The sequence below is a fragment of the Variovorax sp. J22G73 genome (genome assembly GCF_030317035.1).
Taxonomy (GTDB): domain Bacteria; phylum Pseudomonadota; class Gammaproteobacteria; order Burkholderiales; family Burkholderiaceae_C; genus Variovorax.
Map to the genome: position 1 here is coordinate 38046 of NZ_JASZYK010000018.1, position 23016 is coordinate 61061.

The following is a 23016-nucleotide window of genomic DNA, read 5'->3' on the forward strand; positions in this document are numbered from 1 at the left end:
GGCACGGCGCGCGCAGGCGCCGTGTTCAGGGATAGAAGGCTTCGACGCGGTAGCCCGCGATGGGCGGCAGTGCCGCGGCTTCCGAAGCCGAGAGGCTCAGCGGCAACGAGGCGGCGCGGTCCGCGCGCGCCTGCAGCACCGCCGGTGCGCCGTAGTCCGCCGGCGTGAGCACGCGGCGCACCACGGCGCGCTCCTGCGTGTCGAGCAGCGACAGCTCGACGGCCGGCATCGCGAGCGGCACGGCGGCACCGTTGCGCAGGGTGAAGCTCAGCCGGTAGTCGTTGGCGCCGCTCTTCTCGCGCGCAAAGGCCGCGCCCTCGATCACGATGTCGCCGATCTGGCGCAGCGCCGCGAGTTCGCAGCCGGTGTACTGGCACAGCGCGGCCAGCGCGGGGCGCAGGTTGGGTTGCCGCGCGGCGATGCCGTCGCGCTCATGGCGCAGCACCTGCAGCACGAGCAACAGCACGGCCAGCACCGCGAGCACGATGAGCACCGCGCGCACGCTCCTGCGCTGCCAGAAGCCGGGCGACGACGGTTGCGCAACCTCTTCCTCGTCGGCGAAGGGATGCCCCAGCGGCGGCTCGAAGGCGGCCGACAGCGAATAGTCGGGCTCACTGGCGACCTGCACCACCGAGGCTTCGGCGGCCTTGGCGGCGGCGCGCTCCTCGCGGGCCTTGGCGCCTGCGATCTTGGCCGACTTGGCGCGCGACCGGCGCAGCGCCTTCTGCATCTGCACCTGGTCGTGGTCTTTTTCTTCCTGCTCGCGCTCCCCTTCCCCTTCGTCGCTCGCGCGCTCGATGAGCGCGCGTGTCTTCAGCACGCGCGGCGTGAACGGCAGGGGCGGAGGTGGCGGCGATGGCCGCGCCGCGGGGGGCGGCGAAGCGAGGTTCAGGTCGATGTTCGGGAACGGCGGCAGCGTGCTCGGCGGCGGACGCCAGGCGGGTTCGGAAACATCGAGGTCGGACCAGGGCTCGTCGGCGGCGATGCCGTGGTCGGGCAAGGTGAGCGAGAAAGCGGGGAGCGCTTCGGGTGCCGCGGGCGCGGCGGCGTCGGCGTCGGCGGGCTCGGTGCGCTCGGGGGTTCGCGTTTCCAGCGGCGCATCGGCCAGGGAGGGCTCTGGCTCTTCATCGAAGAAGTCCGCGTCCTCCGACTGCGGTTGGGGCCGCTCGGGTTCGGAAGGCGAAGCAACTGGCGGTGACGATGGAGGCGGAGGTGGCGATGCAGCTTCAGGCGCCGATGGCGGCTGCGGCTGCACCTGCACTTGCACCTTGGGCTCGGCAGCCGCGCCGACCAGCCCCGGCATGTAGCCGCCCTGCGTGGGAGGCGACGCGCCGTCGGGCGCTTCATGCAGGTCGAGCGTGGCGTCGAACACATGGCTGCATCGGCCGCAGCGCACCCATCCGTCGGAGATGCGAAGCTGGTCGCGCACCACCTTGAAGGTGGTGGTGCAGGCGGGGCAGCGCGTGACGAGGCTCATGACCGGGCGATTGTAGGGTTGGGCCCCCGCCGTGTAAGGGGTGTGAGGGGCGCGAGAAGCACGCAAGGCGCGAAGCCGCGCCCATGGCCGCCTGCGCGCTCCCCGGCAAGTCAGCAGCGCGCGGTCATGAGGATCCAGCCGTCCTCGGTGTCGCTGACTTCGAGCGCGGCATAGGGTGCGTACGCTTCTTTCAACTCGTCGGCCTGGCGCTCGAGGATGCCGGCCAGCACCAGCGAACCGCCGGCCTTCACATGGCTGCGCAGCAGCGGTGCCAGCACCTTGAGCGGCGTGGCCAGGATGTTGGCCAGCACGGTGTCGTACGTGCCCTTGGCGGCTTCGGGCAAGCCGGCCTTCAATTGCACGCCGTTGGCCTCGGCGTTGAGCACGGTCGAGGAGACCGCCGCTTCGTCGATGTCGACTGCGTCGATGTCGGAAGCGCCGAACTTGGCCGCGCCGATGGCCAGGATGCCGGAGCCGCAGCCGTAGTCGAGCACGCGCTGGTCGCCCAGCGTGCCCCGGGTCGCGATCCAGCGCAGGCACATGCGCGTGGTGGGGTGCGTGCCCGTACCGAAGGCCAGGCCCGGGTCGAGCCGGATCACCTGCACGGCCTGCTCGGGCGGCTCGTGCCACGTGGGCACGATCCAGAACTCGGGCGTGATCTCGACCGGCGCAAACTGCGACTGCGTGAGCCGCACCCAGTCCTGCTCGGGCACGGATGCAATGCCGAGCACCTCGCAGCCGTCGAAGAAGTCCTGCAGCGCGAGCACCGACGCGGCCTCCTTCGCGAGCGCCTCGTCGGCGAACAGCGCGATCACGCGCGAACGCTGCCAGCCGTCCTTGGGCGGCGGCATGCCGGGCTCGCCGAACAGCGCCTGCTCGGCGTCGGTCTGCGCGTCGGCGTCTTCCACCGACACGCTGAGCGCATCGAGGGCGTCGAGCGCATCGCTGAGCATTTCGACCCGGTCTTCCGGCGCCATCAAGCGGAGTTCAAACATCGCGGGCTTCCGGAATCAGCGCTTGTGCGCGGCCAGCCACTCTTCGAGGTAGTGGATGTTGGTGCCGCCGGTCATGAACTTGCTGTCGACCATCAACTCGCGGTGCAGCGGTATGTTGGTCTGGATGCCTTCGATCACGGTCTCGTTCAGCGCCGTGCGCATGCGGGCCATGGCCTGCTCGCGCGTGTCGCCGTAGACGATGATCTTGCCGATCATCGAGTCGTAGTTCGGCGGCACGAAGTAGTTGGTGTACGCATGCGAATCGACGCGCACGCCGGGGCCGCCCGGCGGGTGCCACATGGTGATGCGGCCCGGCGACGGCGTGAACTTCCACGCGTCTTCGGCGTTGATGCGCACCTCGATGGCGTGGCCGTGCATCTGGATCTGGCGCTGGGTGAACGGCAGCTTCTCGCCGGCCGCGACCATGATCTGCGTCTTGACGATGTCGATGCCCGTGGTGAACTCCGTCACCGGATGCTCCACCTGCACGCGCGTGTTCATCTCGATGAAGTAGAACTCGCCGTTCTCATACAGGAACTCGAAGGTGCCGGCGCCGCGGTAGCCGATCTTCTTGCAGGCAGCGGCGCAACGCTCGCCGATCTTCTCGATCAGCTTGCGCGGAATGCCGGGCGCCGGCGATTCCTCGATCACCTTCTGGTGGCGGCGCTGCATGGAGCAGTCGCGCTCGCCCAGGTACACGGCGTTCTTGTGCTTGTCCGCGAGGATCTGGATCTCGATGTGGCGCGGGTTCTGGAGGTACTTCTCCATGTACACGGCCGGATTGCTGAAGGCCGCGCCGGCCTCCGCCTTGGTCATCTGGATCGCATTGACCAGCGCCGCCTCGGTGTGCACCACGCGCATGCCGCGGCCGCCACCGCCGCCGGCGGCCTTGATGATGACCGGGTAGCCGATGGCGCGGGCAATGCGCTTGTTGGTGGCGGCATCGTCCGAGAGCTCACCCTCGGAGCCGGGCACGCAAGGCACGCCGGCCTTGATCATGGCCTGCTTGGCCGACACCTTGTCGCCCATCGTGCGGATGTTGTCGGGCGTCGGGCCAATGAACTGGAAACCGCTCTGCTCCACGCGTTCGGCGAAGTTCGCGTTCTCGCTGAGGAAACCGTAGCCGGGGTGGATGGCTTCGGCGTCCGTCACCTCGGCGGCGGAAATGATCGCCGGCATGTTGAGGTAGCTCAGCGCCGAAGGGGCCGGGCCGATGCAGACGGCCTCTTCGGCCAGCTTGATGTACTTGGCGTCGCGGTCGGCCTCGGAATACACCATCACGGCCTTGATGCCGAGCTCGCTGCAGGCGCGCTGGATCCGGAGGGCAATTTCCCCCCGGTTTGCAACCAGGATCTTCTTGAACATGGTCACTCGATGATGAACAGCGGCTGTCCGTATTCGACCGCCTGGCCGTTTTCGCCGAGGATCTGGGTGACGGTGCCGGACTTGTCGGCTTCGATTTCGTTAAGGATCTTCATCGCCTCGATGATGCAGAGCGTGTCGCCCTCGTTCACCTTGCTGCCGATTTCGACGAACGCGGCGGCGCCGGGGCTGGACGAGCGGTAGAAGGTGCCGACCATCGGCGATTTCACGGCATGGCCGGTCGGCGCGGCTTCGGCGACCGGCGCGGCGGGCGCTGCGGCGGCACCAGGGGCGGCGGCCGGTGCGGCTGCCTGGGGTGCCAGAGTTTGAACGTACTGCACGGGGGCGGCACCGCCACCCTTGACGATGCGGACCTTGCCTTCGGTCTCGGTGATTTCCAGTTCGGAAATATTCGATTCGGACACCAAATCGATCAGTGTCTTGAGTTTGCGCAGATCCATGGGACTCCAGTGCCGGCTTAGCCGGTCTTCAGGACATAACTTGTTCGAAAATCGTTGATTTTCGGCGTTTGGCGTTCAACGCCAGCGGAAGGGGGCCGATTCTAACCATGAACAAGTTCACGCCGCCAAGTGTCCAGGTCGGCCGGTTCGAGCTTGCCCATTTTACGAGCCGCCACGGAACCGCTGCCATTCAGGACCAGCGTGAAGGGCAATCCACCCCCGGTATTGCCCAGGTTCTTGACCAGTTCCGTCCCTTGCAACCCGGCCAAACCGGTCGGGTAGGTGACGGGTGTGCGCTGCAGGAACTTGCGCACGGCGCTGGGCTGATCGATGGCCAATCCGACCACTTGCAAGCCGTTGCCACCATGTTCGCGAAAAAAGGCGTCGATCATCGGCATTTCTTCGACGCACGGCGGGCACCATGTAGCCCAGAAGTTCAGCAGCAGCGGCTTGCCTCGCAGGCTCGACAGGACCAGGTCACCGCCCTCCGGCCGTTCGAAGCTCTGCGCCCAAAAGGCTGCATCAAGCACCTCGCCGCCTGCGCCGCTAACGCGCTCCTTCCACCAAGCGCCTCCCAGGCCGGCGGCCGCGGCCGCAGCCGCCACGCCGGCATAGAGCATGCCGCGACGGGTAGGCGAAGAAGTCATTCACTTGTCCTTTTCTCGTTCAATCAGTCTGCGCAGCGCGTTCAGGTCGCCTCGCGGCGTGCGCCCTTGCGCATCGGGCTTCAGCGCACCACGCAGGTCGTCGAGGTCGTACACCAACAGATGCACGCCGATTTCCTCGCCCAGCGCGCGGCTCGGCGCATGCACGCTCAAGGCCTCGACCTGCTCGCCATGGAACCCGGGAACCATGCGCGGTTCATAGTCCACGTGATGGTCGATCAACGCGATTTCGGCCGATTTGGAATCATCGCAGAACAATTGAATATAAATGTCTGACAAACGGGTGGCCGTACCGTGCCACACGGCCCCGCCCACGTAGGGGCGAAAGACCGCCATGCGCTCCATCCATTCGAGCGCCAGCATGCGCAATGCGTGCAGCTCCTTCGGCTGGGTGTCCGCGCAGAAGAGCGCGATGTATTCGCGCACCTCGGCCTCCACCTCGTCGTTGTTCGGCAGCGCGGTGCGCGCCGACAGCCCCAGGTCGCGCAGTGCCCGGCGCTTGGCCGGGCCGTACTCCAGTCCCTCCTCGACAACGAGGCGGGCTGCAGAGGCGGCAATTTCACGCTTGGACGTGTCCATCGCGGCATTTTGCCCGCGGAAGGCGTCCCTCACACCAACATCAGTACGGCATGCAGGACAAACCCGGCGCGCTCACTCGGGACCCGCAGGTCGCTTCCCTAGAATCGACCGATGCACATTCATATTCTGGGTATCTGCGGCACGTTCATGGGTGGCGTGGCCGCCTTGGCGCGCGAGGCAGGCCACCGGGTCACGGGCTGCGACGCCGGCGTGTACCCGCCCATGAGCGACCAGTTGCGCGCCCTCGGCATCGAGCTGATCGAAGGCTTCGGCGCCGACCAGCTCTCGCTTTCGCCGGACATGTTCGTGGTCGGCAACGTGGTGTCGCGAGCCCGGCTGGCCGACGGCAGCCCCAAGTTCCCGCTGATGGAAGCCATCCTCGACGCCGGCAAGCCCTACACCAGCGGCCCGCAATGGCTGGCCGAACACGTGCTGCTGGGCCGTCATGTGCTGGCCGTGGCCGGCACGCACGGCAAGACGACGACCACTTCGATGCTGGCCTGGGTGCTGGAAAAAGGCGGCAAGGCGCCCGGCTTCCTGGTGGGCGGCGTGCCGCTGGATTTCGGTGTGTCGGCCCGGCTCGGAGACGGCCCGGCCTTCGTGATCGAGGCCGACGAGTACGACACGGCCTTCTTCGACAAGCGCAGCAAGTTCGTTCACTACAGGCCCCGCACCGCGGTATTGAACAACCTGGAGTTCGATCACGCGGACATCTTCGACGATCTTGCCGCCATCGAACGGCAGTTCCATCACCTGGTGCGTACCGTGCCGAGCACCGGGCGGCTGGTGGTGAACGCGACCGAAGACAGCCTGCAGCGCGTTCTGGCGCAAGGCTGCTGGAGCGAACTGGCGCGCTTCGGCGACGGCGGCGCGAACACGGAATGGCAGGCGCGCGGCTCGCACGACGCCTTCGACGTGCTCCGGCGCGGCGAGCTGGTGGGCCGTGTCGAGTGGGAACTCTCGGGCCTGCACAACCAGATGAACGCGCTCGCGGCCATTGCCGCGGCCGATCATGTGGGCGTGCCGCCGGCCGAAGCGGCGCGCGCACTGGGCAGCTTTCGCAATGTGCGCCGGCGCATGGAACTGCGCGGCATGGTCGAGCGCGCGGGCGGCGCCATCACGGTGTACGACGACTTCGCCCACCACCCGACGGCCATTCGCACCACGCTCGACGGCCTGCGCAGCAAGCTGGACGCGGCCGGCAAGCAAAGTGAGCGCATCCTCGCGGCCTTCGAGCCGCGCAGCAACACGATGAAGCTGGGCGTTATGGCGGCACAACTGCCCTGGAGCCTGGAAGCGGCCGACCTTTCGTTCTGCCACACGGCCGGGCTCGACTGGGACGCCGCCGCGGCGCTCGCGCCGATGGGCGAACGCGTGCAGGTGGCGAATGCTATCGAGCCGCTGCTGGCGCAGATCGTCGCGGCCGCCAGGCCCGGCGATCACATCGTCTGCATGAGCAACGGCGGCTTCGGCGGCGTGCACGACAAACTGCTTGCGGCGCTGCGCAGCCCGGCGGCATCATGAGCCGCATGCGCGCACACGAACTGATCGACACCCTGAAGCTGCAGCCCCACCCCGAGGGCGGCTGGTACAGCGAGGTGTTCCGCTCGGCCGCGAGCGTCACGCCGGGCGACGGCCGCTCGCCGCGCAGCGCGCTGACCAACATCTACTTCCTGCTCGAGGCGGGCCAGCATTCGCGCTGGCACCGGGTGCTGTCGGACGAAGTCTGGGTTCACCTGGAAGGCGTGCCGCTGGCCCTGTGGACCTGCGACGCCGCCATGCGCATCGCGCCGGCCCATGTGCGCCTGGGCCCGGTCGATGTCCACGGCACCCGCCCCCAGCATGTGGTGCCCGCCGGCCAGTGGCAGGCGGCCGAACCCATACAGGGCCACACCTCCGGCGACTACACGCTGGTCGCGTGCGTGGTCGGGCCGGGCTTCGACTTCGCGGACTTCTCGATGGTGCCGCCCGGCAGCGATGAGGCTGCGTCGATGCGGCACCACTGGCCCGACCTGGCGCGCATGCTCTAGATAAGAGCAGCCTAAGAGCAGCCCCGCTCAGCCGCGGCGCCGCTTGACGGCGTGCGACAGCGTGTCGAGCACCTGCACCGAGTCTTCCCAGCCGATGCACGCATCGGTGATGCTCTTGCCGTACTCGAGCCCCGACAGCTGGTCCTTGCCCGGCGTGAACTTCTGGGCGCCGGCCTGCAGGTGGCTTTCGACCATCACGCCGAACACGCGGTTCGAGCCGCCGGCGATCTGGCCCGCGATGTCCTTCGCCACGTCGATCTGCTTCTGGTGCTGCTTGGAGCTGTTAGCGTGGCTGCAGTCGACCATCAGCGTGGGCGGCAGCTTGGCGGCTTCGAGGTCCTTGCAGGCGGCCTCGACGCTGGCGGCGTCGTAGTTGGGCGCCTTGCCGCCGCGCAGGATCACGTGGCAGTCGGGGTTGCCGTTGGTCTGCACGATGGCGACCTGGCCGTTCTTGTGCACCGAAAGAAAGTGGTGGCCGCGCGCCGCCGCCTGGATCGCGTCGGTGGCGATGCGGATGTTGCCGTCGGTGCCGTTCTTGAAGCCGATGGGCGCCGACAACCCCGAGGCCAGCTCGCGGTGCACCTGGCTCTCGGTGGTGCGCGCGCCGATGGCGCCCCAGGAAATCAGGTCGCCGATGTACTGCGGCGAGATCACGTCGAGGAACTCGCTGCCCGCCGGCAGCCCGAGCCGGTTGATGTCGATCAGCAACTGGCGCGCGATGCGCAGGCCTTCGTCGATGCGGAAGCTCTCGTCCAGGTACGGGTCGTTGATGAGGCCCTTCCAGCCGACCGTGGTGCGCGGCTTCTCGAAGTACACGCGCATGACGATTTCCAGCGTGCCGGCGTACTTCTCGCGCTCGACCTTCAGGCGGCGGGCGTAGTCGAGCGCCGCGGCCGGGTCGTGGATGGAGCACGGACCCATGATCACCAGCAGCCGATCGTCCTTGCCCGCCATGATGTTGTGGATGCTGCGGCGCGTGCCCTCGATCAGCGTCTCCACGGGCGTGCCGCGAATCGGGAAGAAGCGGATCAGGTGTTCGGGAGGGGGTAGCACGTTGATGTCCTTGATGCGTTCGTCGTCGGTCTTGCTGGTTTTTTCGACGCTCGCATACCAGCTGTCGCTGGCGGGGGCAGTGTTCGTGCTCATGGGTGCTTCCTTGTTGGAGTGGATATCGTCAGGGCATAAAAAAACCGCCGGGGGCTTGGAGGCCACCGGCGGTTTTGGGAGGGTGTTCGTTTGCTTTACGCGCTCGCCTCTCGTCCGCCGGAAACCGGGAACCAAAAGTAGGCAAAAAAGTAAGCGCGGAGGGCGGACATGTGGGCGGAATGTAGCACGGAAAAAGAAAACCCGGCGCAGGGGCCGGGCGTTCGTTGTTCTTATCGGTAACCCGATTCGTTGGGGTTGTGAATGATCCAGATCAGGTTGCCGGCGGAGTAGTCGCCCATGCCGCCACCAGCGAAGATCAGGCGGCCCTGGCCCTTGTAGGTCATCTCGAAGCGATGCCGGTCGCTGCCGAAATAGAACGGGATGAAGGCCTTGCCGGTCACGTACGCGCCCTGGTCGGTGGGCTGGCCCGCGAGGTCGGTGACCTGCCTGGCGCTCATGCCGATCTGCAGCTTCGTGAACTTGCTGTTGCGCGCCGGGTTGCCGGTGATTTCGCCTTCGTAGCCGTTCAGGCCCTTCACGGTGCGGCCGCTGCCGGCTTCGATCTTCGACGAGTCGACCACGTTGCCTTGCGCGTCCATGCCGGCCTTGGCGCCGCCACGAGCCGGTGTTGCGGGTGCCGCAGCCGTGGGGGCCGCCGCGGGCTGGCTGCCACCCGAACCGCCGCGCGACGCGCAACCCACGGTGGCCAGTGCCACGACGGCGGTCGCGGCCAGCAAAGCCGCGGACGAATTGATCCTGATCCTCATCGAAACGCTCCTTGTTTGAAAAACGAAGGAGCGCAGCTTAACAAGGCCGTTCAGGCCCAATTTCAGGCCCGCTTCGGCAGGTTCAGGCCGTGCCGCCCACCGTCAAGCCGTCGATGCGCAGCGTCGGCTGGCCCACGCCCACGGGCACGCTCTGGCCTTCCTTGCCGCAGGTGCCCACGCCGGTGTCCAGCGCCATGTCGTCGCCGATCATGGTCACGCGGGTGAGCGCGTCGGGGCCGTTGCCCACGATGGTCGCGCCCTTCACCGGGTACTGGATCTTGCCGTTCTCGACCCAGTAGGCCTCGCTGGCCGAGAACACGAACTTGCCGCTCGTGATGTCGACCTGCCCGCCGCCGAAGTTGGTGGCGTACAGGCCCTTCTTGATGCTGGCGACGATTTCCTTCGGGTCCTTATCGCCGCCGAGCATGTAGGTGTTGGTCATGCGCGGCATCGGCACGTGCGCGTAGCTCTCGCGGCGGCCGTTGCCCGTGGGCTTGACCTTCATGAGGCGCGCGTTCATCGAGTCCTGGATATAGCCCTTCAGGATGCCGTCCTCGATCAGCACGTTGCGCTGGCTGGCATTGCCTTCGTCGTCCACGTTCAGCGAGCCACGGCGGTCGGCGATGGTGCCGTCGTCGAGCACGGTCACGCCCTTGGCGGCCACGCGCTGGCCGATGCGGCCCGAGAAGGCGCTGGAGCCCTTGCGGTTGAAGTCGCCTTCCAGCCCGTGGCCGATGGCCTCGTGCAGCAGGATGCCGGGCCAGCCCGAGCCGAGCACCACGGTCATTTCGCCGGCCGGTGCCGGGCGCGCGTCGAGGTTGGTCAGCGCGGCCTTCACGGCGTGGTCGACGTATTCGGCGATCTGCTCGTCCGTGAAATACGCCAGGCCGAAGCGCCCGCCGCCGCCGCCGGAGCCGATTTCGCGGCGGCCGTTCTGCTCGGCGATCACGGTGACCGACAGGCGCACCAGCGGGCGCACGTCGGCGGCCAGCGTGCCGTCGGCACGCGCCACCAGCACCACGTCGTACTCGCTGGCGAGGCCGGCCATCACCTGCGCCACGCGCGGGTCGCGCGAGCGGGCCAGCTTCTCGACCTTTTCGAGCAGCTTCACCTTGGCGGTGCTGTCGAGCGTAGCAATGGGGTCGACGCCGTCGTACAGCGAGCGGCTCGACGCGATCTTGCGCGCGGGCGTCTTCACGCGGCCGGTGCGGCCGGCGGAGGAAATGGAACGCACGGTGCGCGCCGCGTCGAGCAGCGACGCCTCCGAGATGTCGTCCGAGTAGGCGAAGGCGGTTTTCTCGCCACTGACCGCGCGCACGCCGACGCCCTGGTCGATGCTGAAGCTGCCGGTCTTGACGATGCCCTCTTCGAGGCTCCAGCCTTCGCTGCGCGTGTACTGGAAGTAGAGGTCGGCGTCGTCCACCTTGTGCGAGGTGATCTCGGCCAGGGCCTTGCTCAGGTGCGATTCGTCGAGACCGAACGGCGTGAGAAGGAGCTGTTGCGCCGTGGCGAGGCGCTCGATGGTGGGTTCGCGGGAGATCATTGCCAGATTATTGCTCGCCCCCAGGGCCGGCGCGCACTTCGTGCCGCTTTCGCCTTCCCCCTGCCGGGGGCACAACACCGCGGCCTGGCGAGGCAGGCCCTGCGCTGCTCACCACGGCGTCAGTTCTGCGCCAGCTTCCTCGCCCGCGCGATCGACATCAGGATGCCCAGCCCCAGCCCCAGCGTCACCATGGCCGTGCCGCCATAGCTGATGAACGGCAGCGGCACCCCCACCACCGGCAGGATGCCGCTCACCATGCCCATGTTCACGAAGGCGTAGGTGAAGAAGATCATGGTGACCGCCCCCGCGAGCAGCCGCGAGAACAGCGTGGTCGCGTTGGCCGCGATGGTCAGGCCGCGAAAGATCAGCAGGATGAACGACGCGATCAGCGCCAGGTTGCCTACCAGGCCGAATTCCTCGGAATAGGCGGCGAAGATGAAGTCGGTGGTGCGCTCGGGAATGAACTCGAGGTGCGTCTGCGTGCCCTGCATGAAGCCCTTGCCGCCCACGCCGCCCGAGCCGATGGCGATCATTCCCTGGATGATGTGAAAGCCCTTGCCCAGCGGGTCTTTGCTGGGGTCGAGCAGCGTGCACACGCGCTGCTTCTGGTAGTCGTGCAGCACGCGCCAGTCGACGCCGTCGGCGCACAGCTGCGACTCGAACCCCACGATCAGCGTGATGGCCACCGCGCCGATCACCACCGGCGGCACGATCAGCTTCCAGGGCAGCCCGGCAAAGAAGATCACCGCCAGCCCGGCCGCCAGCACCAGCAGCGAGGTACCCAGGTCGGGCTGCTTCATGATGAGCCCGACCGGCACCGCCAGCAGCACCGTGGCCACCACGAAATCGAGCGGCCGCAATTGCCCTTCGCGCCGCTGGAACCACCACGCCAGCATCAGCGGCATGGCGATCTTCAGGATTTCGCTGGGCTGGATCACCACGCCCAGGTTGATCCAGCGCTGCGCGCCCTTCTTGGTGATGCCGAACAGCGCCACCGCCACCAGCAGCGCCACGCCCATGGAATACAGCGGCACCGCGGCCACCATGAGCCGCTGCGGCGGCACCTGCGCCACCACGAACATGATGAACCCGGCCAGCAGCATGTTGCGGCCGTGGTCGATGAAACGCGAGCCGTGGTCGTACCCCGAGGAATACATGGTCAGCAACCCGGCGAACGCGAGCAGCAGCACGGCGAAGGCCAGAAAGCCGTCGAAGCCCTGGAAGATGGGCGCGATGCGACGCGCCAGGGAGGGCTGATTGAACACGGCAGACATGGGGGCGGATTATCCGCGCCCCGCCGCCTGCCTCAACCGAAAACCAGCTGAACGACCGTGCGCCCAGGTCGGCTTTCGAGCGCCAACGCCGCGCCGATGGCCCCCGCGCGCTCGGCCAGCGCCCGCGGCGGGTGCGCGGCGTCGAAGCCCCTGCCGTTGTCGATCACGCGCAACACCAGCGAGCGGCCGCGCATGTCGGCCTCGATGCGCAGCACGCTGGCCTGGGCGTGCTGCAGCACGTTGGAAATCGCCTCGAAAAGTAAAAACTGCAGCTGGCGCATGGCCTGCGCGTCGAGCCGCGCCACCGGCGCCAGCTCGGCCACGGCCCATTCGAGCGCGATGCCCGCCGCCGCCAGCCGGGGTTCCAGCCGGTAGCGCGCCGCCGCGAGCAAGGCGCCGACGTCGCCCGGCGGCAGGTGGATGGAGTCGATCGACAGCTTGAGCTGGTCGAGCGAGTCGCGCAGCGTGCGCAGCAGGTCGCCCGAGCTGGTCTGGCCCGACTGCAGCTGGCGAATGGCCGAGCTGATGTGCGAGCCCACGCCGTCGTGCATGTCGCGCAGGATGCGCTCGCGCTCGTGGGTGCGCGCCTGGTCGCGCGCCGCCGCCTCGAGCTCGGCGTAGGTGGCGGCCAGCTCGCGCTCGCGCTGGGTCACGCGGTCGGCCAGCGCCGTGACCCAGCCGCGCGCCTGCACGGTGGCGGTATGAAAGCGCCGCAGCACGATCAGCAGCAGCGCCACGCCGAAGAACACCGACGAATAGCGCACCCAGGTCGTTTCCCCGTAGGCGTCGCTCAGGCGAATCACCAGCCAGTCGCGCACGCCGAAGGCCACCGACACCAGCGCCGCGCCCGCCACCAGCCACTGCTCGGTGTTCGGCCTGCGCACCGTGGCCACGACGAAGGCGCCCACGAAGCCGGCGACGAACACGATCTCGACCGCGAGCCAGCCGGTGAGCCACAGCGGCTCGTCGCGCTGCAGCGCCAGCGAACTCGCCAGCACCGTGCCGGCCACCATGGCGCACAGTGGCCAGCGCAGCCACTGCAGGCGCGGGTTGCGCGCCCAGCCCGACAGGTGAAAGCAGAACATCATGGCCGACGCCGCCCAGCCCGCGTAGCAGGCCGCCATCAGCACGCCCCAGGCGCCCCAGGTGAGCGGCGGCTCGGCGATCGCGCTGTCGGCCACGCGCGCGGCCCAGCAGAACTCGGCCAGCGCCACCCACAGGTAGATGCCGTCGCGCCGGGCCCCGCCCCGGCCCTGCCCTTGCGCGTCGACCTGCGTCAGCCACAGGCCCATCGCGATGCCGCCCACGACCAGGCTGAAGGCCGTCAGCAGCACCGAGCCGGTGAAGCGCCAGGCGTACGCGCTTTCGAACAGCTCGGTGCGCACCGGCGCCGCCGGGCCGATGACCACGGGCGACAGGCCCGCGCGCCGGGCGCTGTCCGCGCGCAGCCGGATCTGCAGCCGGTTGTCGCCCTGGCGCAGCAGCCGCCCGGGCACCGGCACATAGATGGGCGCCTTGGCGTAGTCGGCGCCATTGCCCTTCGAAAGGTCGCCATAGACCTGCAGCAAGGCGTCGTTGAGCTGCACCTCGAAGACGTTGCCCACGCGCGGAATGAAGATGCCCCACGGCGTTTCGGGCGCGGCGTCGAGCCGGAACGGCAGCTCGAAGCTCGCCATGCCGGGGCGCCCGTGGTGCCGCCGATCCCAGTGGTAGGAAAGCTCGACCGGCTCGGTGCGCAAGACGCCGTCGACCGAAGTGGTCACGGTGCCGTGGCGCAGTTCAATGGGCGCTTCGGCCGCCACCGCCGCCGAAGCCGACAGCCCGCACAGCCCCGACCACCCCGCCAGCAGCATCGCCAGCCATAGCGCAAGCAGCGACAGCCGCCTCGGCCGCATCTGGCGTCAGCCCGGGTGTGACAGCAGGCCCAGCCGCGTCGCCTCGAAGACCGCTTCGCTCTTGGAGTGCACCGCGAGCTTGCCGTAGAGGTTCTTGATGTGGGTCTGCACCGTGTGCACGCTCAGCCCCTTGAGCCGCGCGATTTCCGCATAGGAGAAGCCACGCGCGATGAGCGTGAGCACCTCGTGCTCGCGCGCCGACAACAGGCCGCGGTCGGACTCCTCGGACGCCGCCTCGGGCGCGGCGCCACCGGTTCCACTCGAACCACCCGCGCTCCCGGAGGCCACGCCCGGCACCGCCGCCGACTGCAGGCTGCGGTACTTGGCCAGCACCCGCCGCGCGATCATGGGCGAGATCGGCGAGGCGCCGGCCTTCATCTCCACGATGGTCTGCGCGATGTCCTCGGGCGCTGCGTCCTTATGGATGTAGCCGACCGCGCCGGCCTCGATGCTGGCCAGCACGTTCTCCTCGTCGCCGAAGACCGACACCACCAGCGGCTCGCAGCCGGGAAAGCGCGTGACCGCGTCGCGGATCACGTCCAGCCCGGTGCCGTCGGGCATGCCCAGGTCGACCAGCAGCACGTCGGGAATGGTGGTGGTGCGCGCCAGCCAGGCCAGCGCCTCCTGCACCGTGCCGGCGCTGCCGAGCCAGTACAGCCGCGGGCTGCGCTGCACGCTGGCCTCGAAGAAGGTGCGCGCGCGACTGTCGTCCTCGACGACGAGCACGCCCCAGCGGCGTGGCGTCGCGTCGTGCTGAGCCTCTGTGTTCATGGGCGGAAGCATAAGGCGCGCGGCCTGTCGAAAATCCGGGCAAGACTCCCCCGTTCATGGGATGCACGCAACACTGCCCGCCACGACACTTGCGCCGCTTTCAGCCACGTGAACAACGCAGCGGTACCTCTCCCATGCCAGCGTTCATGCAACTGAAGTAGTCCGAACGTAGACCATTCAAAGCTTCCATGGCTGCGGGCTGAATACTTTTGAATTCCTTGCGCGCAGCAACACTCCACGGGGTGTGCGCGGGATGCCTGAGCACCCCTGGCACCGGCACGCCAGGTCTTTACCGAAGAACCCCGGACAGCGGGGTTTTTGTACGTTGGAAGCGGCCTCGCGAGAACAGACCTCATGCAGAATTACCCGCTTCCGGCAAGTGGGGTGCAACCTCGGCACCCACCGTTTTTTCCTCGCATGGATCCGCAAACCACTCACCTGTTGTACCTGCACGGCTTTCGCTCGTCGCCCCGCTCCACCAAGGCGCGGCTCATGGCGCAGCGCGTGGCGCAACGCCATCCGGACCTCCACTGGTGGTGCCCGCAGCTGCCGCCGTCGCCGCACGACGCCATCGACATGGTGATGAAGGGCATCGCGCACTGGCCGCGCAAGTCGATGGCGGTGGTCGGCTCGTCGCTCGGCGGCTTCTACGCCACCTACGTGGCCGGCATGACGCGCTGCCGCGCCGTGCTGCTGAACCCCGCCGTGCACCCGGCGCGCGACCTCACGCGCTACATCGGCGACCAGACCGTGTGGCACGACCCGTCGGAGCACTTCTACTTTCGCCCCGAATACATCCACGAGCTGCGCGCCATGGAAGTCGGCCAGCTCACGCGGCCCGAGCGCGTGTTCGCCATCATCGCCAAGGGCGACGAGGCGCTCGACTGGCACGAAATGTCCGCGCGCTACCCCGACAGCAACATCAAGCTGCTCGAGGGCAGCGACCACGCGCTGTCCGATTTCGAAAAAGCCCACCTCGACGACGTGATGGCGTTCATCAACCCGGTCTGAACGCGGCTGGGCCCGGGCGGGCCCCTCCTGCGTGGGAGAATCCCGCCCATGTTTGTATTGTTTGAAGAAGCCGGCAAGTACCTCGGCGGCCGCGTGCTGTCGGAGGCCGAATCGTCGGCGCAAGTCGAGCTCGACACGGGCAAGCGCGTGAAGGTCAAGGGCGCCAACATCGTGTTGCGGTTCGAAAAGCCCTCCCCCGCCGAGCTGATCGCCGAGGCGCGCACGCTCGCCGCCGGCATGGACCTCGACCTGGCCTGGGAATTCGCGGACGAGGGCGAATTCGGCTTCGCCGACCTGGCGGCCGACTATTTCAGCGACAAGCCCTCGCTCGCGCAGCAGGCCGCCGCGCTGTTCGCCCTGTTCGAGGCACCGCACTACTTCCGCCGTGCGGGCAAGGGGCGCTTCAAGAAGGCGCCGGCCGAAATCGTGCAGCAGGCGCTGGCCGCCATCGAGAAGAAGAAGGCCGTGCAGGCGCAGATCGTCGAATGGGCCGGGCAACTGGCCGAGGGCGTGTGCCCGCCGCCGATTCGCGAGCAGCTCTACAAGATCCTGTTCAAGCCCGACAAGAACGCCCCCGAGTACAAGGCCGTGGTCGACGCCTCGCGCGCCACGCAACGCCCGCCGCTCGACCTGCTGGAGCGCGCCGGCGCCATCGATTCGCCCTACCAGTTCCACTGGCGGCGCTTCCTGTTCGAGAACTTCCCCAAGGGCACCGGCTTCCCCGCCCTCGCGGCGCCCGCCATTGCCGACGAGCTGCCCGTGGCCGCCGGCGTGCAGGCCTTCTCCATCGACGATTCGCAGACCACCGAAATCGACGACGCGCTCTCGGTGCAGGGCCTGGGCAGCGGCACCGTCACGGTCGGCGTCCACATCGCGGCGCCCGCCCTGGCGCTCACGCCCGGCAGCGCCATCGACAACGTGGCGCGCGCGCGCATGTCCACCGTCTACATGCCGGGCTACAAGATCACGATGCTGCCCGACGAGGTGGTCAACACCTACACGCTGCTCGAAGGCGGCGACCGCCCGGCCGTGTCGCTCTATGCGCGCTTCGACGAAGCCACGCTGGAGCTGCAGGGCACCGAGACCCGGCTGGAGCGCGTGCCCATCGTGGCCAACCTGCGCCACGACCAGCTCGATGCCGTCGTCACGCAGCCCTGGCTCGAAGACGCCGCGTTCCAGGGCGAGGACACGCCCGACGCCGCCGCGCAACTGCGCGCCCCGCTCTCCTTCCTGTTCCGCCTGGCCAAGCAGCTGAAGGCGCAGCGCGAAGTGGTGCGCGGCAAGCCCGAGAACTTCAACCGGCCCGACTACAACTTCCGCCTCGTCGGCAACGACGGCAACGAGCCCGTGGGCAACGAGCAGGTGCAGATCAGCACGCGGCAGCGCGGCGCGCCGCTCGACCTGATCGTGTCCGAGGCCATGATCCTGGCCAACAGCACCTGGGGCAGCTGGCTCGGCGAACTCGGCGTGCCCGGCCTCTACCGCAGCCAGGCCAGCCTGGCGCCCGGCATCAAGGTGCGCATGGGCACGCGCGCGCTGCCGCACGCGGGCCTGGGCGTGAAGAGCTACGCCTGGAGCACCTCGCCCCTGCGCCGCTACACCGACCTGGTGAACCAGTGGCAGATCATTGCCGCCGCGCGCCACGGCAAGACCGCCGCGCTGGCCGCCCCCTTCAAGCCGAAGGACGCCGACCTGTTCTCCATCCTCTCGGGCTTCGACGCGGCCTACGCCACGTACAACGCCTACCAGGGCGGCATGGAGCGCTTCTGGACGCTGAAGTACCTGCAGCAGCAGGGCATCACCGAGCTGGAGGCCACCGTCATCAAGGACCTGCCCAACGGCGCGCTGGTGCGGGCCGAGACGCTGCCGCTGGTGTTCCCCGTGGCCGGCCAGCAGGAGCGCGGTGCGCGCCTGCGCGTGAAGCTCGGCGAGATCGACGAGATCGCGCTCGACGTGACCGGCACGGTACTCGAACGCCTCGACACGCCGAAGCCTGGCGAGGGTGACGAGGGCGCCGGCGAAGACAGCGCCGAGGACGACGAAGAAGTGGTGGCCGGCCCGATCGCCATCGCCGTCGACCTGACAGACAGCGAGGCCGCGCCGGAAAACACCGCTGCATGAACGCCGGCGGATCGTCCGGCGAAGTGCGCCCCCTGGAGGAATTTCGAGAATGAACTTCAAGGACCTCAGCACGCTGCAGATTGCCCTGGGCGTGTCGGTCATTGCGCACGCCGCGCTGCTCGCGGTGCGCTTCGTCGATCCCGAATCGTTCAACAAGGTCTTCAGCGAAACGCCGCTCGAAGTCATCCTGGTCAACAGCAAGACCAACGACAAGCCCGATGCGAGCGCGCGCGTGATGGCGCAGACCTCGCTCGCCGGCGGCGGCGACCTCGACAAGGGCCGCGCCACCAGCCCGCTGCCGCCGTCGAGCTTCACCACCATGGGCGATTCCTTCGAGGAATCGCGCCGCCAGGTGGAGGCGCTGCAGGCCCAGCAGATGCAGATGCTCGCGCAGATCAAGCGCGAGCTGGCCGCCATGCCGGTGCCCGACCCGCGCAGCGCGGGCGAGCCCACCGAGGCTGCCGCGCGCGAGGAAAAGCGCCGCCAGATGGTGAACCTGGTCGCCGAGATCGAGCGCCGCGTGAACGAGGAAAACGCGCGCCCCAAGAAGCGCTACCTGAGCCCCGCCACGCGCGAGGCCGCGTACGCCCTCTACGTCGATTCGCTGCGCCGGCGCATCGAGCTGAAGGGCACCGAGAACTTTCCCACGGCCGCCGGCAAGAAGCTCTACGGCGAGCTGAAGATGACCATCACCATCAACTTCGACGGCAAGGTGCTCGACACCGCCGTCGACGAGAGCTCGGGCGACGTCACGCTCGACCGGCGCGCGCAGGCCATCGTGCGCAGCGTGGGCAACTTCGGCAAGTTCACCGACGCCATGCGCAAGCAGACCGACCAGATCGTGCTGCAGTCGCGCTTCAAGTTCACGCGCGACGAGACCATCGAGCTCTCGTCCCAGTAAGCCCCCCACACCACAAGAGCACGCCACCGGCGGCAGCGGAGACACAAGGCCATGGACCTGTACTGCGTAATGGGCAACCCCGTCGAGCACAGCCGCTCGCCGCGCATCCACGCGCGCTTTGCCGAACTCTGCGGCCAGCAGATGGACTACGGCCGGCGGCTGGTGCCGCTGGGCGCCTTCGCCGAGCACATCGCCGCCTTTCGCCGTGAAGCCGCCGAGCGCGGCGACACCGCGCGCGGCTGCAACGTAACCGTGCCTTTCAAGTTCGACGCCGCCGCGCTGGCGCAGCACACCAGCGAGCGCGCCACGCTCGCGCAGGCGGTGAACACGCTGCGCTTCGCGGACGACGGCGGCATCCACGCCGACAACACCGACGGCATCGGCCTGGTGAACGACATCGAGCGCAACGCGGCGGTGCCGCTGCAGGGCAAGGCGCTGCTGCTGATCGGCGCGGGCGGCGCGGCGGCCGGCGTGCTGGGCCCGCTGCTCGACGCAGGCGCTTCGCGCGTGGTGGTGGCCAACCGCACGGTGGGCAAGGCCGTCGAGCTGGTGCGCCTGCATGCGGCCATCGCGCTGCGCCAAGGCGCCGCGCTCGAGGCCTGGGCGCTCGACGAGGTACCGGGCAGCTTCGACGTGGTGGTGAACGCCACCGCCTCCAGCCTCGCCGGCGATGCCGTGCCCGTGAACGCGAGCGTGCTGCGCCCGGGCGGGCTGGCGGTCGACATGATGTACGGCCCCGCGGCAGCGGGCTTCATGGCATGGGCCGAGGCGCATGGCGCCACGGCGCGCGACGGGCTGGGCATGCTGGTCGAGCAGGCGGCTGAAGCCTTCGAGATCTGGCGCGGCGTGCGCCCGCCTTCGGCGCAGGTGCTGGCGGAGATTCGCGCCGAGCTTGCGGCGCTGGCCGTGGCCAAGCGCCCCGCCGCATGAAAGCCGTGCTGCGCCTGATCGCCTGCCTCGTGGTGGCGGGCGTGGCCCTGGAGCTGTTCTTCGTGGTGCGCATCGCGGCCATGGCCGTGGTCGATCCGCAGAGCACGGCCTTCCAGCGCTCCGAGGCCTGGCAGATCGCCATCCACCAGGGCAGCGAAGGCGGCTGGCGGCAGCAGTGGGTGCCCTACGGCCAGATTAACGACACGCTCAAGCGCGCCGTCATCGCGAGCGAGGACGCGGGCTTCGTCGACCACAACGGCGTGGAGTGGGAAGCCATTGAGCGCGCGCGCCAGCGCAACGCCAAGGCCGAGGAACTGGCCGCCAAGCGCGCCGCACGCGCGGTGGCGCGCGGCAAGCCGGTGCAGCCGGTGCGCCTGCGCGGCGGCTCGACCATCACGCAGCAGCTGGCCAAGAACCTGCTGCTGTCGGGCGAACGCACCATGCTGCGCAAGGGCCAGGAGCTGGTACTCGCCACGCTGCTCGAGGTGTTCCTCGGCAAGCAGCGCATCCTGGAGCTCTACCTCAACAACGTCGAGTGGGGCGAAGGCGTGTTCGGCGCGGAGGCCGCGTCGCAGTACTACTTCAGGAAGCCCGCGGCGCGCCTGAGCGCGAACGAGGCCGCGCGCCTCGCGGTGATGCTGCCGAGCCCCAAGTTCTTCGAGCGCCGGCCCGGCTCGCCCTACCTGAGCGGCCGCGCCTCGACGGTCATGGCGCGGATGTCTTCGGCCGAACTGCCTTGATCGCCTTGGCCTCCCTGAGCGACCGAACTGCGTTGCGCAGGGCTTCGAGCGCCAGCACCGCCGCGAAGCCGATCACGTAGGCCACCACGTCCCACCAGTCGGCCGTGCTGCCGAGCACGATGCGCAGCGCGCGATTCGAAATGCGCAGGTGCCACGCCGACGCCAGGTACTGCCCGAGTTCGACCGCGCACCCCACGCCCAGCGCGGCCAGCGCCAGCGGCCACGCGCGCGCGCCGATCGCTGTCTTGAACACGAAGTACACCCACACCACGGCGAGCACGTCGCCGAAGAAGCTGCGCACCCAGCCCCATCGCGCGCCGACGGTGGCCAGCAGCATGAGCAGAACAAAAAGGGCCACCGCCCACGCCAGGGAAAGAGGATCGAAACGCCATCGCATGGCCCGTATCATCGCGCCCATATGCTGGCTAAGCTCACAGGTTGGTTGTTGTTGGGAATCGTCCGGTTGCTCACGGGCGCGCAAGCGCGCTGGTACGGGTGTCCGCCGAAGGCCGAGCAACGCATCTATTTCGCCAACCACCAGAGCCACGCCGACCTCGTGATGATCTGGGCGGCGCTGCCCGAAGAATTGCGCAGCATCACGCGGCCCATCGCGGCGCGCGACTACTGGGCCAACACGCCGTTCAAGCGATGGATCACGACGGAGGTGTTCAACGCGGTGTACGTGGAGCGCGCGGCGACGACGCCTGTCGTGCCCGTGGCTCCAGGTGCTTCAGCAGCTCCGGCGGATGTTCCGGCACCGGCACCGGCACCGGCACCGACGGCATCACGCGCCGCAGCAGCGTCGCCCGCCGAGCGCATCGAGCCGTCGATGGAGCCGCTGCTCCCCATGTCGCTGCCCTTCGCCGACGCGTCCGTGGAGGTCATGAACGAAGTGCAGGGGCAACTCGACCTTCCTGCGCCACCACCACCGCCTGCTTCACCCGCACCTGAAGCACCACCGGCAGCCACCCAGCCCGAGACACCGCCGGCCGACGCACCGCCCGCCGCCGACCCGCTGGCCCCGCTCATCGAGGCTCTGCGCAGCGGCGACTCGATCATCATCTTTCCCGAAGGCACGCGCGGCCACACCGGCGAGCCGCAGAAGTTCAAGTCGGGCCTGTACGCGCTCGCCACGATGTTTCCCGAGGTGGTGCTGGTGCCGGCCTGGATCGACAACGTGCAGCGCGTCATGCCCAAGGGCGAGATCGTGCCCGTGCCCATTCTTTGCTCCGTCACTTTCGGCGCGCCGCTTCGTGTGGAAGAAGGCGAAGAGCGCCGGCCTTTCCTCGACCGCGCACGCGCCGCGGTGATCGCCTTGCGCGACGTCTGACATGAACCAGTTCCTGCGCAACCTCAGCCCGACGCACCAGGTCGCGGCCCTCTTCCTCATCGTCTTCGGCGTGCTGGTCATCGTGAGCACCACGGCCTTCTTCCTGTCGTTCAGGGAGCGCCGCAACCCCGTGCACGACGCCGCCTGGCAGGCCGAGCTGGCGCACTTTCGCGGCCTGCTGGGCACCACATGGTTCATGGTGGTGATCTTCTGGGTCGGCTGGGCGCTGGGCGAGACGGTGGCCACGGTGCTGTTCGCGCTGATCTCGTTCTTCGCGCTGCGCGAGTTCATCACGCTCTCGCCCACGCGGCGCGGCGACCACCGCAGCCTGATCCTCGCGTTCTTCGTGGTGCTGCCGATCCAGTTCTGGCTGGTGGCCACGGCGCGCTTCGACCTGTTCACCGTGTTCATCCCGGTCTACGTGTTCCTGGCCATTCCGGTGGCCAGCGCGCTGTCGAACGACGCCAGCCACTTCCTGGAGCGCAACGCCAAGCTGCAGTGGGGGATCATGGTCTGCGTCTACGGCATGAGCCACGTGCCGGCGCTGCTGCTGTTGAGCTTTCCGGGCTACGAAGGCAAGAGCGCGTTCCTCGTGTTCTTCCTGGTGTTCGTGGTGCAGACCTCGGTGCTGGTGCAGCACCTGATCTCGCGCCGCATGCAGCGCACGCCCTTCGCGCCCAACGTGAGCCGCAGCTTCAACTGGACCAGCTGGGGCATCGGCATCGCGGTGGCCAGCCTGGTGGGCGCGCTGTTCTCGTTCATCACGCCGTTCAAGTTCGGCCAGGCGCTGGCGGTGTCGGTCATTGCCTGCATCGCGGGCTCGATGGGGCACCTGGTGATGAAGGCGCTCAAGCGCGACCGCGGCATTCCCAACTGGGGCAAGAAGGGCGTGGGCGTGACGGGGGCCAACGGGCTGCTGGACCGCGTCGACGCGCTGTGCTTTGCGGCACCGATCTTCTTCCACTCGATCCGCTGGTACTTCAACGCCTGAAGCGCATGCAGCGCATGCAGCACGCAA

22 protein-coding genes are annotated in these 23016 nt (G+C 68.4%); 9 read left to right on the plus strand and 13 right to left on the minus strand.

Annotated features, from left to right (window positions below):
• Positions 1-25: 25 nt before the first annotated feature.
• The 6 genes from QTI51_RS35560 to QTI51_RS35585 form a co-directional block, all read right to left on the minus strand.
• The gene (locus QTI51_RS35560) at positions 26-1477 is read right to left on the minus strand and encodes a zinc-ribbon and DUF3426 domain-containing protein (protein ID WP_286518003.1); all 1452 of its coding nucleotides are present in this window, start codon (positions 1475-1477) and stop codon (positions 26-28) included.
• Between the two features lie 110 nt (positions 1478-1587).
• Positions 1588-2472, minus strand: coding sequence for a 50S ribosomal protein L11 methyltransferase (gene prmA / locus QTI51_RS35565; RefSeq protein ID WP_286518002.1), 885 nt, complete (start codon positions 2470-2472; stop codon positions 1588-1590).
• A 15-nt stretch (positions 2473-2487) separates the two neighbouring features.
• A complete protein-coding gene (accC, locus tag QTI51_RS35570; RefSeq protein WP_116910539.1) occupies positions 2488-3837 on the minus strand; it encodes an acetyl-CoA carboxylase biotin carboxylase subunit in 1350 nt (449 codons plus the stop codon).
• Positions 3838-3839: 2 nt separating this feature from the next.
• Positions 3840-4295 (minus strand): acetyl-CoA carboxylase biotin carboxyl carrier protein, encoded by a 456-nt coding sequence (gene accB, locus QTI51_RS35575; RefSeq protein ID WP_116910540.1) that lies wholly within the window; start codon positions 4293-4295, stop codon positions 3840-3842.
• A gap of 101 nt (positions 4296-4396) precedes the next feature.
• Positions 4397-4942, minus strand: coding sequence for a TlpA family protein disulfide reductase (locus QTI51_RS35580; protein ID WP_286518001.1), 546 nt, complete (start codon positions 4940-4942; stop codon positions 4397-4399).
• On the minus strand, positions 4943-5539 hold the full coding sequence (locus tag QTI51_RS35585) for a hypothetical protein (RefSeq protein WP_286518000.1): 597 nt from the start codon (positions 5537-5539) through the stop codon (positions 4943-4945).
• Between the two features lie 111 nt (positions 5540-5650).
• On the opposite strand from QTI51_RS35585, the gene mpl reads away from it, so the two are divergent.
• Entirely contained in the window at positions 5651-7063 is a 1413-nt protein-coding gene (gene mpl, locus QTI51_RS35590) for a UDP-N-acetylmuramate:L-alanyl-gamma-D-glutamyl-meso-diaminopimelate ligase (protein ID WP_286517998.1), read from the plus strand.
• Entirely contained in the window at positions 7060-7569 is a 510-nt protein-coding gene (locus QTI51_RS35595) for a cupin domain-containing protein (protein ID WP_286517997.1), read from the plus strand. The genes mpl and QTI51_RS35595 overlap by 4 nt, the downstream gene beginning before the upstream one ends.
• Positions 7570-7596: 27 nt before the next feature.
• Here the strand turns inward: QTI51_RS35595 and QTI51_RS35600 are convergent, their stop codons facing one another.
• The 6 genes from QTI51_RS35600 to QTI51_RS35625 all read right to left on the minus strand — a co-directional run bounded on the left by QTI51_RS35600 (position 7597) and on the right by QTI51_RS35625 (position 14977).
• Positions 7597-8715, minus strand: a complete 1119-nt coding sequence (locus QTI51_RS35600; RefSeq protein ID WP_286517996.1) for a 3-deoxy-7-phosphoheptulonate synthase — start codon at positions 8713-8715, stop codon at positions 7597-7599.
• A gap of 230 nt (positions 8716-8945) precedes the next feature.
• Positions 8946-9482, minus strand: coding sequence for a hypothetical protein (locus QTI51_RS35605; RefSeq protein WP_116910546.1), 537 nt, complete (start codon positions 9480-9482; stop codon positions 8946-8948).
• Positions 9483-9564: 82 nt separating this feature from the next.
• Complete coding sequence (gene tldD, locus QTI51_RS35610; protein WP_116910547.1) at positions 9565-11025, minus strand: metalloprotease TldD; 1461 nt, start codon at positions 11023-11025, stop codon at positions 9565-9567.
• 119 nt (positions 11026-11144) lie between these two features.
• Positions 11145-12299, minus strand: coding sequence for a rod shape-determining protein RodA (gene rodA / locus QTI51_RS35615; RefSeq protein WP_116910548.1), 1155 nt, complete (start codon positions 12297-12299; stop codon positions 11145-11147).
• Between the two features lie 32 nt (positions 12300-12331).
• The gene (locus QTI51_RS35620; RefSeq protein ID WP_286517994.1) at positions 12332-14194 is read right to left on the minus strand and encodes a sensor histidine kinase; all 1863 of its coding nucleotides are present in this window, start codon (positions 14192-14194) and stop codon (positions 12332-12334) included.
• 6 nt (positions 14195-14200) lie between these two features.
• A complete protein-coding gene (locus tag QTI51_RS35625; protein ID WP_286517992.1) occupies positions 14201-14977 on the minus strand; it encodes a response regulator transcription factor in 777 nt (258 codons plus the stop codon).
• A 405-nt stretch (positions 14978-15382) separates the two neighbouring features.
• Here QTI51_RS35625 and QTI51_RS35630 point away from each other — a divergent pair, with 405 nt between their 5' ends.
• From QTI51_RS35630 to mtgA, 5 genes are read left to right on the plus strand one after another with little or no spacing between them, the layout of a single operon-like run.
• Entirely contained in the window at positions 15383-15976 is a 594-nt protein-coding gene (locus tag QTI51_RS35630) for a YqiA/YcfP family alpha/beta fold hydrolase (RefSeq protein ID WP_116910551.1), read from the plus strand.
• Positions 15977-16024: 48 nt separating this feature from the next.
• The gene (locus QTI51_RS35635) at positions 16025-18097 is read left to right on the plus strand and encodes a ribonuclease catalytic domain-containing protein (protein WP_286517990.1); all 2073 of its coding nucleotides are present in this window, start codon (positions 16025-16027) and stop codon (positions 18095-18097) included.
• A gap of 49 nt (positions 18098-18146) precedes the next feature.
• Positions 18147-18998: an energy transducer TonB gene (locus QTI51_RS35640; RefSeq protein WP_116910553.1), complete on the plus strand. Its 852-nt coding sequence runs from the start codon at positions 18147-18149 to the stop codon at positions 18996-18998.
• 51 nt (positions 18999-19049) lie between these two features.
• A complete protein-coding gene (gene aroE, locus QTI51_RS35645; protein WP_286517988.1) occupies positions 19050-19928 on the plus strand; it encodes a shikimate dehydrogenase in 879 nt (292 codons plus the stop codon).
• Complete coding sequence (mtgA, locus tag QTI51_RS35650; protein WP_286517987.1) at positions 19925-20668, plus strand: monofunctional biosynthetic peptidoglycan transglycosylase; 744 nt, start codon at positions 19925-19927, stop codon at positions 20666-20668. Before aroE ends, mtgA begins: the two co-directional genes overlap by 4 nt.
• Here the strand turns inward: mtgA and QTI51_RS35655 are convergent.
• The gene (locus QTI51_RS35655; RefSeq protein WP_286518038.1) at positions 20634-21077 is read right to left on the minus strand and encodes a ribosomal maturation YjgA family protein; all 444 of its coding nucleotides are present in this window, start codon (positions 21075-21077) and stop codon (positions 20634-20636) included. The two genes, mtgA and QTI51_RS35655, sit on opposite strands and share 35 nt — an antisense overlap.
• Positions 21078-21086: 9 nt before the next feature.
• Here QTI51_RS35655 and QTI51_RS35660 point away from each other — a divergent pair, with 9 nt between their 5' ends.
• A complete protein-coding gene (locus tag QTI51_RS35660; protein WP_286517985.1) occupies positions 21087-21998 on the plus strand; it encodes a lysophospholipid acyltransferase family protein in 912 nt (303 codons plus the stop codon).
• Between the two features lies 1 nt (position 21999).
• Positions 22000-22989, plus strand: a complete 990-nt coding sequence (locus tag QTI51_RS35665) for a phosphatidate cytidylyltransferase (protein ID WP_286517983.1) — start codon at positions 22000-22002, stop codon at positions 22987-22989.
• Positions 22990-23016: the final 27 nt, after the last annotated feature.